This is a genomic window from Streptomyces sp. NPDC001502 (assembly GCF_042894785.1).
Classification (GTDB): Bacteria; Actinomycetota; Actinomycetes; order Streptomycetales; family Streptomycetaceae; genus Streptomyces; species Streptomyces kutzneri.
Genome location: NZ_JBIAVW010000008.1, coordinates 107985 through 123438 on the forward strand (window position 1 = coordinate 107985; position 15454 = coordinate 123438).

The window sequence follows — 15454 nt, forward strand, 5'->3', positions numbered from 1 at the left end:
GTGAAACGTGATTTGTTGGCCCGGACCGCCGGGCACGTTCTCGTTCCGCTGTGGGGCCATAAATCATGCCTACCCCGGACGACCCCCGCCCCGCCGCCGGACCCGGCCCCGCCCGGCCCGCCGCCGAGCCCCCGGCCAGGGACACGGCCAGGGACACGGCTAGCCTTGATGTCGGAAAACCGCCAGCCGGCGGTTCCGCGACACCGGATCCTAGAGCCATGCACACCGACACCGAGCGCTGCGTAAGGGCCGTGCAGTCGAAGGACGCCCGCTTCGACGGCTGGTTCTTCACCGCCGTCCTGACCACCCGGATCTACTGCAGGCCCAGCTGCCCCGCCGTGCCGCCGAAGGTCGAGAACATGACCTTCCTGCCCAGCGCGGCCGCCTGCCAGCAGGCCGGGTTCCGTGCGTGCAAGCGCTGCCGGCCCGATACGAGTCCCGGTTCCCCCGAGTGGAACGCCCGCGCCGACGCCGTCGCGCGCGCGATGCGGCTGATCCAGGACGGGGTCGTGGACCGGGAGGGCGTGCCGGGCCTGGCCACGCGGCTGGGCTACTCCGCCCGCCAGGTCGAGCGGCAGCTGAACGCCGAGCTCGGGGCCGGTCCGCTGGCCCTGGCCCGGGCCCAGCGCGCCCAGACCGCCCGGCTGCTCATCGAGACCTCCGAGCTCCCGATGGGCGATGTGGCCTTCGCCGCAGGGTTCTCCTCCATCCGGACCTTCAACGACACGGTCCGCGAGGTCTTCGCCCTGTCCCCGAGCGAGCTGCGGGAGCGGGCCGTCAAGGCCGGCCGCAGCAGGAACGCCCCGCCCCGGATCCCGGGGACGATCAGTCTGCGGCTGCCGTTCCGGGCCCCGCTGAACCCCGACAACCTCTTCGGGCACCTCGCCGCGACCGCCGTCCCCGGGGTCGAGGAGTGGCGCGACGGCGCCTACCGCCGCACCCTGCGCCTGCCCTACGGCACCGGTGTCGTCGCCCTGACCCCGCAGCCCGACCACATCGGCTGCCGGCTGGCCCTGACCGACCTGCGCGACCTCACCATCGCCATCAGCCGCTGCCGCTGGATGCTCGACCTGGACGCCGACCCCGAGGCGGTCGACGAGCAGCTGCGCTCCGATCCGCTGCTGGCCCCGCTCGTGGACAAGGCCCCCGGGCGCCGGGTGCCCCGTACGGTCGACGCGCCGGAGTTCGCCGTACGGGCGGTGCTGGGCCAGCAGGTCTCCACCGCGGCGGCGCGCACGCACGCGGCCCGGCTGGTCGCCGCGCACGGGGAGCCGGTCGAGGACCCGCTGGGCGGGCTGACCCACCTGTTCCCCTCCCCGCAGGCGCTCGCCGGGCTGGACCCGGAGGCGCTGGCCCTGCCGCGCAGCCGGCGCGCCACGCTGACCACCCTGGTCTCGGCGCTCGCCGACGGCTCGCTGGCGCTCGGCCTCGACAGCGACTGGGAGGCGGCGCGGGCCCAGCTGGCGGCGCTGCCCGGCTTCGGCCCGTGGACCACCGAGGTGATCGCGATGCGGGCGCTCGGCGACCCGGACGCCTTCCTGCCGTCCGATCTGGGGATCCGGCGGGCGGCGCAGGGGCTCGGGCTGCCGTCCACCCCCTCGGCGCTCACCGCGCGGGCGGCCTCATGGCGGCCCTGGCGCGCGTACGCCGTCCAGTACCTGTGGGCCACCGACGCCCACCCCATCAACCACCTGCCCGCCTGAGGAGCACCAGCGATGCGATCCACCATGAACAGCACCAAGACGCACACCGTCGTCGACAGCCCCTACGGCCCGCTGACCCTGGTCGCCACGGACGGGGTCCTCAGCGGCCTCTACATGACCGGGCAGCGCCACCGGCCGGCCGAGGAGTCCTTCGGGGAGCGGGTGGCCGCCGCCGAGGAGCCCTTCCCCGAGGTGGCGCGACAGCTGACCGCGTACTTCGCCGGGGAGCTCACGGAGTTCGACCTCCCGCTGCGACTGGAGGGCACCGATTTCCAGCGCAGCGTCTGGGGCCAGCTCGCGCGGATCCCGTACGGCGAGACGTGGTCGTACGGGGAGCTCGCGGCGAGGCTGGGCAAGCCCAACGCCTCGCGCGCGGTGGGCCTGGCGAACGGGAAGAACCCGGTCGGCATCATCGTGCCCTGCCACCGGGTGATCGGCGCGTCGGGCGGGATGACCGGCTACGGCGGCGGGCTCGACCGCAAGGTCCGGCTGCTGGCCTTCGAGTCCGGAGAACAGGCCTGAGTTCTGTCCTGAAGGACGGTCCCGAAGGCCGGTCCGGCCCTGCCCCATTCCGAAATGCGGAGTTTTTGAAGCGGTTGTATGAATGGAATACCGCTACATGATCGGAGTCGGGCATGGACGACTATCCGCTTCTCAACATCTTCTGGACGATGCTGTACCTGTTCCTGTGGATCATGTGGTTCTTCCTGCTCTTCAAGATCATCACGGATATCTTCCGTGACCACAGCCTCGGCGGCTGGGGGAAGGCGGGATGGCTGATCTTCGTACTCCTGCTGCCCTTCCTGGGCGTGTTCGTCTACCTCATCGCACGGGGCAAGAGCATGGGCGAGCGCGACCTGAAGCAGGTCCAGGAGAACGAGGCCGCCTTCCGGGACTACGTCCAGAAGACAGCGGGCTCCGGCGGCAGCGCGGACGAGCTGCACAAGCTCTCCGCGCTCAAGGACAAGGGCGACATCACGCAGGAGGAGTTCGACCGCGCCAAGGCCAAGCTCCTGGCCTGACCCGACCCGGCCGGCTCAGACGACGAGGAGCGGAACGAGCAGCGCGAAGGCGGCTCCGGCCTCCACGGCGTAGCCGTACAGCGAGGGGTGCTGGACCGGGGCGGCGAGCAGGACCACGCTCTGCTGGGTGGTGGCGGCCGCCACCCAGTCGGCGTCGGCGCCGAGGTTGCCCTGGTACCAGCCCTCGCAGGAGCCGGGTCCGGTGACGGCGAGGAGGTCGTCCTCGCGGCGGTAGAAGGCCTGCCAGCCGGCGGCCGGGACGGACCAGCCCTCGAAATCGGTGAACTGTGCCCAGCCGCCCTCGCGTATCGCGGTGTCGAAGAGCCAGACCGGGGTCCCCTCCGGAGTGACCTCACCACCGGCCTGCTGGTCGGTGGTGAAGTGCACCATGGGAAGGGCGTCGGGCCCGTCGGCGGTGCTGGGCCAGGCGTACATCGTGATCATCTGCTGATTCTGTCCTGGTCGGGGTAAGTCCGGTGTTACGGCACGCCCGGTCACGAGGTGACCGGGCGCCGGCCGTTCTCCAGCTCCGCGGTGCCCTCGCCCGACTGCACGGTCCGGTACGCCTCCTGGACGCGCAGTCCGAGCGATTCGGGCAGGTAGGCGGTGAGTTCGGCGGGCTCGACCAGCCGCCAGGAGATCAGTTCCTCCTCCTGCAGCGTGACGGAGGCGAGCTGGGCCTCGTCGAGTACGCCGCCGTCGTAGACGTAGGCGACCAGCGGCGGGCGGCCGGGGCCCAGCACCCAGTCGACGGCGAGGAGACGGCCGAGGGGGAGGTCGAGGCCGATCTCCTCGGCGCTCTCGCGCCGGGCCGCGGTGCGCGGCGACTCGTCCTGGTCCGATTCGACGGTGCCGCCCGGCAGGGCCCAGCCCTCGCGGTAATTGGGCTCGACGAGCAGGACCCGGCCCTCGGCGTCCCGGTAGAGGGCGGCCGCGCCGGCCAGCACCCGGGGCAGGCTCGCGATGTACGTGGCGTAGTCATCTGCGGTGGTCACGCCGCAACCCTACCGAGGCGTCGTGGCCGGGCGGTGCGGGGTGTTCGGTCCCCTCGGGGACCGAAGATGGCCAAATGATGATTGCTTTACTGATGATATTGTTGCCGCTCGCCCGGGTCACTTGCTTCTGCCCTGTGGCACCAAGGGCTCCGGTAGCTGGTGCGCCTCCGCGTCGTCGGCCTGGTGTCCACTGCCGACGTCCTGCTCTCGGCAGGTCAGATCGTCAGGCACCCGCCGGCGGTCTTCCGCACTCGGAGATTGAAGACAAGCCCCTCCATGCAGAACGCAGCAGCCCCGGCACGCGACGCAGCCGACCGGTCGGCACCCGTGCTGTCCGTCGTGATCCCGATCTACAACGAGCAGGAGGCCCTGCCCCTGACCGTGGCGCGTCTGCGCCCGATCCTGGACGGCATGGGGATCAGCTACGAGGTGGTCGGCATCGACGACGGCAGCACCGATGCCACTCCGATGATCATGCAGAAGATCCGCCAGGAGTGGCCCGAGCTGCGCATCGTGCGCTTCGCCCGCAACTCCGGGCACCAGGCCGCGCTGACCGCGGGCATCCACCGGGCCTACGGCGCGTACGTCGTGAGCATCGACGCCGACCTCCAGGACCCGCCGGAGAAGATCGTCGAGATGTACGAGCTGGCCCGCGAGAAGAACCTGGACATCGTCTACGGCGTCCGCGGCGACCGTGGCACCGACACCTTCTTCAAGCGGCGCACGGCCGGCGTCTACTACTGGCTGATGCGCAAGCTCGTCGGCAAGAACATGCCCAACCAGGCCGGCGACTTCCGCCTGCTCAGCCGGGCCGCCGTCGACGCGCTCAAGTCCCTGCCCGAGCACCAGCCGGTCTACCGGCTGCTCGTGCCGTGGCTGGGCTTCAGCAGCGGTGAGGTCGTCTACGTCCGCGAGGAGCGGGTCGCCGGCAGCACCCACTACCCGCTGTCCAAGATGGTCCGCCTGGCCCTCGACAGCATCACGAACTTCTCCGCCAGCCCGCTGCGGCTCGCCACCTGGCTCGGCCTGCTGAGCTTCCTCGTCTGCTTCTGCCTGGCGATCTACACCACGCTCCAGTACGCGTTCGGCTCGACCGTGCCCGGCTGGTCGTCGCTGTTCATCGGCATGCTCTTCATCGGCGGTGTCCAGCTCATCTGTGTGGGCCTGCTCGGCGAGTACATAGGCCGGATCTACTCGGCCGTCCAGGCCCGGCCCGCCTACTTCGTCGGCTACGACTCCGCCGAGGACACCGCGGCCGCCGACCGCGGTCAGCGGGTCTCCGAGTACGCGGCCTGATCCCTGGCGCCCCGGTCCGGGGCGCTCCCGGCCGCCCCCGTCCGGGGCGGCCGACGCACAGCAGGTAGGGAAGAACAAGACACATGGGTACAACTGGCAGCGCCACGCCCGAGCGGACCGACCTCGGAGCGCGGCCGCTGAGCGGCTCGTCCCCGTCCTCCGCGACCGGCCGGCCCGGACCGCACGCCTTCTGGCGCTTCCTGCCGGCGGCCGCCGCGTACCTTCTCCTGGTCTCCCTGCTGCTGGCCTCGGACACCCCGGTCGGCGACATCGCCCGGTACACCTTCTACGTGCTCTGGGGCGTCATGCTCCCCGGCACGCTGGTCTTCCGGGCCCTGCGCCGGCGGCCGCACTCGCTGGTCGAGGACCTCGCCTTCGGTGCGGTCACCGGCCTCGTGCTGGAACTGGCCGCCTGGGCGGTCCTCGTCGGGGCCGGCGCCCAGGGGTTCGCCCTCGCGTGGCCGCTCGCCGTGGTGGTCCCCTTCGCCGCCGTACCCAAGCTCCGCCGGCACTGGCGTCCGCGCGGGTACACCAGCCCCTCGCTGGGCTGGTCCTGGTCGGTCTCCGGAACCGTGATGCTCAGCAGCGTCTACTTCCACCAGGTCTTCCTGTCCCTCTACCCGGTGCTCCCGGACAAGGAGGACAGCAGGCTCTTCGGCGACATGCCGTACATGCTGTCGCTCGCCGCGAACGCGAAGCAGAACGTCCCGCTGACCCTTCCCCAGGCTTCCGGCGAGCCCCTGTACTACCACTGGTTCACCTTCGCCCACATGGCGATGACCGACATGGTCGGTCACCTCGACCTCGCGGTGATCGAGTCCAGGCTCATGGTCCCCGCGCTGGCGGCGCTCGGCATGGTGATCACCGCCGTGGTGGCCCGGCGCCTCATCGGCAGGGCCTGGGCGGGACCGCTGGCCGCGCTGCTGGTCTTCGCGGTCGCCGAGTTCACCGCGATCTACCCCAACCCCGTTCCCACCTGGACCTTCGGCGCCCCCGCCGTCCGGCTGATGTCCTGGTCGAGCCTCTCCCAGACGTACAGCCAGCCGTTGCTGATCGCGCTGATGGGGGTCGTCGGCGACGCCCTGCGCCGCAGCCGCAAGGACGGCGAGGCGGCCGCGGACGGCGAGGGCCGCGACCGGGCCCCGCTCTTCGGCCGCGGGGTGTACGTCCTCGTCGCGCTGTTCGCCCTGGCCTCGACCGCGGCCAAGGCGAGCACCCTGCCCGTCACCCTGGCCGGCCTGGCCCTGACCGGCCTCGTCCTGCTGATCACCACCCGGCGCATTCCGTGGCACGTGGTCGGGCTGGGCGCGATCCTCGGCGGTGCCCAGCTCTTCGCGACGGCCGTCATCTTCAACTTCGAGAGCTACGGCCTCGAAGTCATCCCGTTCGGCAACATCCGCGGCTACTGGGCCGATCCGGGGCACCTGCGCTCGCCGGCGTTCCAGGCCCTCGTGGTCGTGGGCACCCTGGTCGCCTTCGTGCTCAACCACCAGCTGAAGCTGCTCGGCATGATCCCGCTGATCTCGAAGCGGCGTTTCCGGCTGGAGCCCGTCCAGTGGTTCCTGCTCGGTGCTTCCGTGGCGGGACCCTGTGCCTACCTGGCCGTCAACGGCTACAACGCCAGCTACTTCACGCTCGCCGCGCTGCCCTTCGGGGCCGTGCTCTCGGCCTGGGGCTTCTGCGAGACCTTCGAACGCGCCGCGCTCGGCGCACGGGCCAAGGCCGCACTCGCCTTCGGCGTGGTCGCCTTCTCGGCGCTGCTCACGTTCGGGATCTACCACTACTCCGGCCGCTGGTCGGCCTACGTCCTGCGGCTCGCCGGAGACGAGCGGAGCCGGGCCACCCCCTACTCCGTGTTGCTGCCCGCGCTCGCCCTGGCCGGCGCGCTGGCCCTGGCCGCCCTGGTCGGCGCGGTCCTGTGGCGGCTCGGCGGCCGGGTCTGGCCCGCGCTGCGCGGCCGCGGCGCGATCGTCCTGCTGACCGCCGCCCTCACGGCCGGCACCCCGGGGCTCTTCCACGACGTCCTGCAGTCCCGGGAATCCCTGTGGTCGTACTCCTGGGTCATGCCCGGCTCGCAGGTGGAGGCGGCGCGGTGGATCCGTGCCCACAGCGAGCCGTCGGACGTGCTGGCGACCAACAGCCACTGCTGGGAGCTGGAGGGCCCGCTGCCCGCCGGGGCGTCGTGCGACAACGTCCGCTCGCAGTGGCTCAGCGCGTACTCGGAGCGCTCGGTACTGATCGAGGGCTGGGCGTACGCGCCGCGCGCCATGGCGCTGTCGGGCGGCTCGGCCGCCTACGGCGGCCCCTTCTGGGACCAGGAGCTGTTCCGGCTCAACGAGGACGCCGTCTACCGGCCGACGGCCGAGATCCTGGGCCGGCTCCACGACCGGCACCACGTCCGCTATGTGGTGGCGCACCGCCCGTCGGGCGCCGAGTCGCCGCTCCTGGCCGAACTCGCGAAGAAGGTCTACGACAACGGCCGGATGGCGGTGTACGAGCTCTCCTGACGGGCCGCCGGCCCCCCGGTGTCACGCCTCCGGGGACGCCGGGCCTTCGCCGTCCTCGTGCTCCCGCCCCTTGGACCCGGCCACGCGCCGCTGCCGCGGGTGGCGGGCCGCCCCCTGTTCGGTGATGGCGTCGCCGATTATGGCCCGGACCGCGTCCCGCATCCCGTGCAGGGGGTGGTGGCGGGCGGGTCCGGCGCCGGGGTCGGTGCGGAGTTCCTTCACCAGGGCCCAGCAGAGCACCATCATGACGATGACGAAGGGCAGCGCGACCAGGATGGTGGCGGTCTGCAGCGACTTCAGGCCGCCCGCGACGAGCAGGACGGCGGCGACGGCGGCCATCAGCACGCCCCAGGTGACGACGAGCCAGGTGGGCGGGTTGAGGGAGCCGCGGCTGGTGAGCGAGCCCATCACCAGGGAGGCCGAGTCGGCGCTGGTGACGAAGTAGGTCATGACCAGGACCATGGCGACCCACGAGGTGACCGCGGAGAGCGGCAGGGCGTCCAGCATCGCGAAGAGCGAGGCCTCCGTACCGTCCTTGATCTTGACGGCGAAGTCGACGGCGCCGGTGGAGTCGAGTCGGATGGCCGTGCCGCCCATGACGCAGAACCAGACCACGGTGGCCCCGCTGGGGACGAGCAGCACGCCGATGAGGAACTCGCGGATGGTGCGTCCGCGCGAGATGCGGGCGATGAAGGTGCCGACGAAGGGGGCCCAGGAGAGCCACCAGGCCCAGTAGAAGATCGTCCACGCGCCGAGCCACTTGGAGTCGGTGAAGGCGCCGGTACGGCTGGCCATGGGCACCAGCTCGCTCAGGTACCCGCCGACGCTGGAAGGGATCACGTCGAGGATGTAGACGGTGGGGCCGAGCACGAAGACGAAGAGCATCAGGGTGGCGGCGAGCACGATGTTGACGGTGCTGAGCCACTTCACGCCCTTGTGCAGGCCTGAGAAGGCGGAGAGGACGAAGGCCGCCGACAGCGAGCCGATGATGACCAGCTCGACGGTGACGGAGTCCTCGATGCCGGTCGTGAGGCTGAGCCCTTTGGAAACCTGGAGCGCCCCGAGGCCGAGGCTGGTGGCGGTGCCGAAGACGGTGGCGAACACGGCCAGCAGGTCGATGGCCTTGCCGGGCCGGCCGTTGGCCCGTTCCGCTCCCATCAGGGGGACGAAGGCGGAGCTGAGGCGGTTGCCGCGGCCCTTGCGGAAGGTCGCGTAGGCCAGGGCGAGGCCAGCGATGCCGTAGATCGCCCAGGGGGTGAGGGTCCAGTGGAAGAAGGAGTACTCCATGGCCGCGAGGGCGGCGGCGCCGGTGCGGGGGGCCGCCCCGGAGGCCGGGGGCGGCGCCAGGTAGTGGGTGAGCGGCTCCCCCACCCCGTAGAACATCAGGCCGATGCCCATACCGGCGCTGAACATCATCGCGATCCACGCGAGGTTGGTGAACTCGGGCTCGGAGTCGTCGGCGCCGAGACGGATCCGGCCGAACCGGCTGATCGCGAGGACGACGCACATGACGAGGAAGACGTCGGCGGCGATCACGAACAGCCAGGCGAAGTTGCCCAGCACCCAGGAGAGCGCGGTTCCCGAGGCCGTGTCGAAGGAGTCCCCGGCCAGGGCCGCCCAGGCGACGACGGCCAGCACGGCGATCACACCCACGGTGACGACGGCATGGTCGGGCGCGCCGTCCGCGGGGCCGCCGGATCCCCCTCCGGGGGTGTCCGGACGTGGCCGTTCCAGTGATTCCGCGCTCATGCGGCCACACTATGCAGCCGTATATCCCTATTTAGGGGCATGGCGCGCCGGGTGTGGCCCAGGCCACTCATGGGCATAGGAGGATCCTCCGGATAAGCTCATGGCGGCGCGACTGCACTGTTCGATAGCAAGGGAATAGCAAGGTGACGGACGGAGCAGTAACTGAGGCCGCGCGCGTGCTCATCGCCGCGGACAAATTCAAGGGCTCGCTCACGGCCGTTCAGGTCGCGGAGCGGGTGACGGCCGGCCTGCGCAGGGCCGTACCGGACGTGGAGATCGAGACCCTCCCCGTCGCGGACGGCGGCGACGGAACGGTCGCGGCAGCCGTGGCAGCCGGCTTCGAACGCCGGGAGGTACGGGTCACCGGACCCCTCGGCGACCAGGTCACGGCCGCCTTCGCGCTGCGCGAGGGCACTGCGGTGGTCGAGATGGCGGAGGCCTCCGGGCTGCAGTTGCTGCCGGCGGGCACCTTCGCCGCGCTGACGGCGACCACGTACGGCTCGGGCGAGTTGCTCAAGGCCGCGCTGGACGCGGGCGCGCGCTCGATCGTCTTCGGCGTGGGCGGCAGTGCCACCACCGACGGCGGCGCCGGCATGCTGGCCGCGCTGGGCGCGGTGTTCCTGGATGCGAACGGCGAACCGGTGGGGCCGGGCGGCGGTGCGCTGGCCGAGCTGGCCTCGGCCGACCTGTCCGGCGTCGACCCGCGCTTCGCGGAGGTGGAGTTCGTCCTCGCGAGCGACGTGGACAACCCGCTGACCGGCCCGAAGGGCTGCGCCGCGGTCTACGGCCCGCAGAAGGGGGCGTCGCCCGAGGACGTGGCGACGCTCGACGCGGCGCTGGCGCACTTCGCGGTGGTCCTGGAGAAGTCGATCGGCGCGAAGGCCGCCGAGTGCGCGGTGCTCCCGGGTGCCGGTGGCGCGGGCGGCATCGGCTACGGGGCCCTGCTGCTCGGCGCGACGTTCCGTCCCGGCATCGAGCTGATGCTGGAGGTGCTGGGCTTCGCCCCCGCGCTGGAGCGGGCCACGCTGGTCATCACCGGTGAGGGCTCCCTGGACGAGCAGACCCTGCACGGCAAGGCCCCGGCGGGTGTCGCGGCCGCGGCGCGGGCGGCGGGCAAGCCGGTGGTGGCCGTCTGCGGACGGCTGCTGCTGACCCAGGAGGCCCTGGAGGGGGCCGGCATCCGCAAGGCGTACCCGCTCACGGACCTGGAGCCCGACCCGGCCAAGTCCATCCCGAACGCGGGTCCCCTGCTGGAGCAGGTCGCGGCCAACATCGCCGCCGACGTCCTCTGATACGGCCGCCGGGCCCCTGAGGGCCCGGGCCCCCTCCCCGGGGGCCCGGGCCCCAGCCGTTTCCGGCTCCGCCGGGCCGCCCGAGCCTCGCGCCGTCATTCGGCTTCGCCGGGCAATCCGGCCTCGCCCGGCAAACCCAGCCCCTCCGGGGGTTGTGGGGGGGGGGGGGGGGGGGGGGCCCCCGGCCCCCCCCCGCGCCCGGCGGGGGGGGGGCGGGGCGGGGGCCGCCCCCCCCCCCCCCCCCCCAAACCCGGCCCCGCCGGGCCCCGGGCCCCGCCCGGACCCGCTCCACAAACGCCGGAGGGGCTGGGGGTGGCCGGAGGGGCTGGATCGGGCGTCGGCGAGGCTGAAGCGGTTTACGCCGACAGGAGGTCCGCCGTGGTGACCACGCGGGCGAAGCCGCCGCCGTGGAGGCTCACCGCGGTGGCGGTGGCGAGCTCGTCCGCCGTCAGGGCGAGGCCCCCCGGCCCGGCGAGGTCGAAGGTGTGCGTGGCGTCGAGCGGGACGAGCACGTCGTAGCCGAGGTTCCCCGCCATCCGGGCCGTGGTCTCGACGCACATGTTGGTCTGGATGCCGACCAGCACCAGCTGGCCGATCCCCCGGGCCCCCAGCCAGTCGGCCAGGTCCGGGGTGCCGTAGAAGGCCGAGTTCACGGTCTTGGTGATCACCAGGGCCCCCTGGCTCCGCTTCTCGACCAGGTCCTTGAAGGCATGGCCGGGATGGTCGGCCGCGAGGACGGAGCCGGGCTGCACGGACGCGTGCCGGACGAGGACCACCGGGCGGCCGGCCGCCTGCCAGGCGTCCATCAGGGCCGCGATGTTGTCCTCGGCCGCCGGGTTGTTGCGGGGCCCCCAGAAGGACTCCTCGTCGAAGCCCTTCTGCACGTCGATGACCAGCAGGGCACTGTCGGGGGCGATCTCGATCGCGGTCGTTGTCATGGCTCCATGCTGTCCGCCGGGCCGCGGGCCCGACAGCGCCCACGAGGCCCTGTACCGATGAGATCCTGCCAGACTGGCAGTTCTGACAAACTGGCCGGATGCACCGTGTCGCGATCGTCGTCCAGCCCGGGATCCGCAGCTTCGACCTCGCCGTCATCACCGAGGTCTGGGGCCCCGACCGCGGCCACGCCGGGGTGCCGGGCTTCGAGCTGCGCCGGTGCGCCCTGGAACCCGGTCCGATCCCGCTGCCCGGCGGGCTGACCCTGTCCCCCGACCGGGGGCTGGACTGGCTGGCCACCGCGGACCTGGTCGTCGTGCCGGCGCTGGCCGAGCCGGCCGATCCGACGCCCGCGCCGGTCCTCGCCGCCCTGCGCGAGGCGCACGGCCGGGGCGTGCCGGTCGCCGCCCTGTGTGCCGGGGCGTTCATCCTGGCGGAGGCCGGTCTGCTGGAGGGCCGCCGGGCGGTCACCCACTGGTGGCTGGCCCCGCAGCTCGCCGCGCGCTACCCGGGGATCGTGGTCGAGGACGCCCCGCTCTACGTCGAGGACGGCGGGCTGTGGACCTCCGCCGGGGTGGCTTCCGGGATCGACCTGTGCCTGCACCTGGTCCGGGAGGCACACGGCGCCGAGGCCGCCGCCGCCATCGCCCGTTCCATGGTGACGGGCCCCTTCCGTACCGGGGACCACGCCCAGTATCTGGACCGGCCCGTCCCGGCCGCGGACCGGACGGCCGAGGCGCTGGCCGCCGTACGGGCGCGCGCCCTGCGTTCGCTGCACGATCCCCTGTCCGTGGCGACCCTGGCCGGCTGGGCGGGGATGTCCCCGCGTTCCTTCGCCCGGCACTTCACCGCCGCCACCGGCACCACCCCGCACCGGTGGCTGCTGGGACACCGGCTGGACGCGGCCCGCAAGCTGCTGGAACGCACCGACCATCCGGTGCCGGAAGTGGCCCGGCGGGCCGGTTTCGCCAGTGAGGTCACCTTCCGCCAGCACTTCACCGCGCATGTCGGCCTCGGCCCTCGCGCGTACCGTGCGGCCTCCTGCGCACCGGCAGCCGCACCAAACCCCCCGGACAGTGTTAGAAAGGGCTCATGACCGGACGTTTTGGTCGCCAGCCGACCGGGTGGGGCTCGCGGCTGTTCGCGCGCCTGTCCCGGTGGGCACACAGCGTCGCCGGTCAGGTCTTCGCCCTCCAGGCGATGATCGTGCTCCTGCTGATCGCCGCCGCCGCCGCGGCCCTGGTGTTCCAGGCCCGGTACGACAGCGAGCGCGACGCCCGTCACCGCTCGCTCGCGGCGGCCGAGTCCTTCGCGCACGCCCCCGGTATCGTGTCGGCGCTGCTCTCGACGGATCCGACCGCTCTGCTCCAGCCGCTGGCCGAGGCCGCCCGCCGGGGCTCGGGCGTCGACTTCATCGCCGTCATGAACACCGACGGGATCCGCTACACCGACTCGCAGCCCGAGCTGATCGGCCGACGGGCCACCGGTGACCTCAGCCGCGCCCTCGCCGGGCATGCCTTCACGGAAACGTTCCGGGGCGAGCCGAGCGACGCCGTCCGGGCCATCGTCCCGATACGGAATTCCGACGGCGTCGTCATCGGCCTGGTCGGCACCGGCATAGACGTCGAGAACGTCTCCCAGGTCGTCGAGGGCCAGCTCCCGCTCCTGCTCGGCGCGGCCGCGGGCGCCCTGCTGCTCGGCACCGGTGGCGCCGCCCTGGTCAGCGGCCGGCTGCGGCGCCAGACCCGGGGCCTGGGCGCCGCCGAGATGAGCCGGATCAACGAGCACCACGAGGCCGTCCTGCACGCCGTCCGCGAGGGCGTGGTCATCATCGACGCCGACCAGCGGCTCGTCCTGGCCAACGACGAGGCCCGCCGGCTGCTCGGCCTGCCGCCCGACCCCGAGAACCGGCACGTCACCGACCTCGGTCTCGACCCGCGCACCGCCGAACTGCTCGCCTCCGGCCAGGTCGTGACGGACCACGTGCACCTGGCGGGCGACCGGCTGCTCGCCGTCAACGTACGGCCCACCGCGCAGTACAAGGGCATGTCCACGGGAAGCGTCGTGACCCTGCGCGACTCCACCGAGCTCGCCGCGCTCTCCGGCCGGGCGGAGGTGGCCCGGCGCCGGCTGCAGCTGCTCTACGACGCCGGTGTGCGGATCGGTTCCACCCTGGACGTGGTGCGGACCGCCGAGGAGCTGTCGGAGGTCGCCGTCCCCCGGTTCGCGGACTTCGTCACGGTGGAGCTGCTGGAGCCGGTGCTGCACGGTGACGAGCCCTCCCTGGCCACCGGTGTCTACACCGAGATGCGCCGGGCCGCCATCACCGGCGTGCGTGCCGACTCGCCGCTCCAGCCGGTGGGCGACATCATCCGGTTCGTCGTGCCGACGGCCCCGATGGCGGCGGCCCTGGATGCCGGGCACGCGGTGCTCGCGGCCGACCTGAACGCGGCCATGGGCTGGCGGGCCCAGGACTCGCAGGGCACCCGGGTGGCGCTCGACTACGGGCTGCACTCGCTGATCTCCGTACCGCTCCGGGCCCGGGGCGTGGTCCTGGGCATGGCCAACTTCTGGCGGGCCGACACCCCGGAGCCCTTCGACGAGGAGGACCGGTCCTTCGCGGCCGAGCTGGGTGCGCGCGCGGCCGTCTCCATCGACAACGCCCGCCGCTTCACCCGCGAGCACGCGATGGCCGTGACGCTCCAGCGCAGCCTCCTGCCCCGGGTGCTGCCCGCCCAGAACGCCGTGGACGTGGCCTTCCGCTATCTGCCCGCGAAGGCGGGGGTGGGCGGGGACTGGTTCGACGTGATCCCGCTGCCGGGGGGCCGGGTGGCGCTGGTCGTCGGCGATGTCGTGGGGCACGGGGTGCACGCCGCGGCGACCATGGGCCGGCTGCGGACCGCGGTGCACAATTTCTCCACCCTGGACCTGCCCCCCGACGAGCTGCTCGGGCACCTGGACGAGCTGATCAGCCGGATCGACCAGAACGACACCGGGAGCGGGCTCGCGGGCGGGGAGGGCGGCGCCGAGGACGCCTTGGACGGGGCCGCCGAGCCGGCCGGGGTCACCGGTGCCACCTGTCTCTACGCGGTCTACGACCCCGTCTCCGGGCGGTGTCTGATGGCCAGCGCCGGCCATCCCGGGCCCGCGCTGATCCGCCCCGGAGGGGACGTCGAGTTCCCCGAGCTGCCGGCCGGGCTGCCCCTGGGCGTGGGCGGCATGCCCTTCGAGGCCGCCGAGTTCACGCTCCCCGAGGGGAGCCGGCTGGTGCTGTTCACCGACGGCCTGGTGGAGGACCGCGACCGGGACTTCGACGCCGGACTGCACCTGTTGGGCGAGTCGCTGGCGCGACCCGGCCGCAGCCCCGACCAGGCCTGCTCGGACGTGCTCGCCGCGATGCTGTTCCCGGTGCCGAGCGACGACATCGCCCTGCTGATCGCCGACACCCGGCGGCTGGAGGCCGACCGGATCGCCGAGTGGGAGGTGCCGGGCGAGGCCTCGGCCGTCTCGCGCGTGCGGAGCGCGGGCGCGGCGCAGCTCGCCGCGTGGGGGCTGGAGGAGATCTCCTTCTCCACCGAGCTGATCCTCAGCGAGCTGATCACCAATGCCATCCGGTACGGGAGCGCGCCCGTGCGGGTACGGCTGCTGCGCGACCGCAGCCTCGTCTGCGAGGTCTCCGACGGCAGCAGCACCTCGCCGCACCTGCGGTACGCGGCGACCACCGACGAGGGCGGGCGCGGGCTGTTCCTCGTCGCCCAGTACGCCGACCGGTGGGGCACCCGTTACACCGAGCGCGGCAAGGTCATCTGGGCCGAGCTGCCGCTGACCGGGGGCCCGGAGCCGCGGGCGGCGGACCCGCTGGACCTGGACGCGCTGGAGGACCTGGCCTGGTGAGCCGGCCGGCCGGCCGGGCTCGGGGCCTTGGGGCCGGATCCCTGGGGCCCGGGCCCTGGC

At 72.8% G+C, this 15454-nt stretch carries 12 protein-coding genes; 8 read left to right on the plus strand and 4 right to left on the minus strand.

What is annotated here, in order from left to right:
* The first annotated feature begins 218 nt into the window (after positions 1 to 218).
* The 3 genes from ACFY0D_RS16010 (at position 219) to ACFY0D_RS16020 (ending at position 2725) form a co-directional block, all read left to right on the plus strand.
* Positions 219 to 1703 (plus strand): AlkA N-terminal domain-containing protein, encoded by a 1485-nt coding sequence (locus ACFY0D_RS16010; protein WP_390798902.1) that lies wholly within the window; start codon positions 219 to 221, stop codon positions 1701 to 1703.
* 12 nt (positions 1704 to 1715) lie between these two features.
* Positions 1716 to 2225, plus strand: a complete 510-nt coding sequence (locus tag ACFY0D_RS16015; protein ID WP_390798903.1) for a methylated-DNA--[protein]-cysteine S-methyltransferase — start codon at positions 1716 to 1718, stop codon at positions 2223 to 2225.
* Between the two features lie 113 nt (positions 2226 to 2338).
* Positions 2339 to 2725 carry an SHOCT domain-containing protein gene (locus ACFY0D_RS16020; protein ID WP_390798904.1) on the plus strand — a complete coding sequence of 129 codons (387 nt, stop codon included), beginning with the start codon at positions 2339 to 2341 and terminating at the stop codon, positions 2723 to 2725.
* Between the two features lie 15 nt (positions 2726 to 2740).
* Here the strand turns inward: ACFY0D_RS16020 and ACFY0D_RS16025 are convergent, their stop codons facing one another.
* Positions 2741 to 3169, minus strand: coding sequence for a hypothetical protein (locus ACFY0D_RS16025; RefSeq protein WP_390798905.1), 429 nt, complete (start codon positions 3167 to 3169; stop codon positions 2741 to 2743).
* 50 nt (positions 3170 to 3219) lie between these two features.
* A complete protein-coding gene (locus ACFY0D_RS16030) occupies positions 3220 to 3720 on the minus strand; it encodes an NUDIX domain-containing protein (protein WP_390798906.1) in 501 nt (166 codons plus the stop codon).
* A 276-nt stretch (positions 3721 to 3996) separates the two neighbouring features.
* Between ACFY0D_RS16030 and ACFY0D_RS16035 the strand changes: the two genes are divergently transcribed.
* Together ACFY0D_RS16035 and ACFY0D_RS16040 are read left to right on the plus strand one after the other, a co-directional pair.
* Positions 3997 to 5016, plus strand: a complete 1020-nt coding sequence (locus ACFY0D_RS16035; protein WP_390798907.1) for a glycosyltransferase family 2 protein — start codon at positions 3997 to 3999, stop codon at positions 5014 to 5016.
* 83 nt (positions 5017 to 5099) lie between these two features.
* On the plus strand, positions 5100 to 7523 hold the full coding sequence (locus tag ACFY0D_RS16040; protein WP_390798908.1) for a hypothetical protein: 2424 nt from the start codon (positions 5100 to 5102) through the stop codon (positions 7521 to 7523).
* A 21-nt stretch (positions 7524 to 7544) separates the two neighbouring features.
* On the opposite strand, the gene ACFY0D_RS16045 is transcribed toward ACFY0D_RS16040, so the two are convergent.
* Entirely contained in the window at positions 7545 to 9272 is a 1728-nt protein-coding gene (locus ACFY0D_RS16045) for a BCCT family transporter (RefSeq protein ID WP_390798909.1), read from the minus strand.
* Between the two features lie 143 nt (positions 9273 to 9415).
* Between ACFY0D_RS16045 and ACFY0D_RS16050 the strand changes: the two genes are divergently transcribed.
* A complete protein-coding gene (locus tag ACFY0D_RS16050; protein ID WP_301364999.1) occupies positions 9416 to 10564 on the plus strand; it encodes a glycerate kinase in 1149 nt (382 codons plus the stop codon).
* Positions 10565 to 10920: 356 nt separating this feature from the next.
* On the opposite strand, the gene ACFY0D_RS16055 is transcribed toward ACFY0D_RS16050, so the two are convergent.
* A complete protein-coding gene (locus tag ACFY0D_RS16055) occupies positions 10921 to 11502 on the minus strand; it encodes a cysteine hydrolase family protein (RefSeq protein WP_390798910.1) in 582 nt (193 codons plus the stop codon).
* A 98-nt stretch (positions 11503 to 11600) separates the two neighbouring features.
* Here ACFY0D_RS16055 and ACFY0D_RS16060 point away from each other — a divergent pair, with 98 nt between their 5' ends.
* Positions 11601 to 12596, plus strand: a complete 996-nt coding sequence (locus ACFY0D_RS16060; RefSeq protein WP_390798911.1) for a GlxA family transcriptional regulator — start codon at positions 11601 to 11603, stop codon at positions 12594 to 12596.
* The gene (locus ACFY0D_RS16065) at positions 12593 to 15394 is read left to right on the plus strand and encodes a SpoIIE family protein phosphatase (RefSeq protein WP_390798912.1); all 2802 of its coding nucleotides are present in this window, start codon (positions 12593 to 12595) and stop codon (positions 15392 to 15394) included. The genes ACFY0D_RS16060 and ACFY0D_RS16065 overlap by 4 nt, the downstream gene beginning before the upstream one ends.
* The last annotated feature ends 60 nt before the right edge of the window (positions 15395 to 15454 follow it).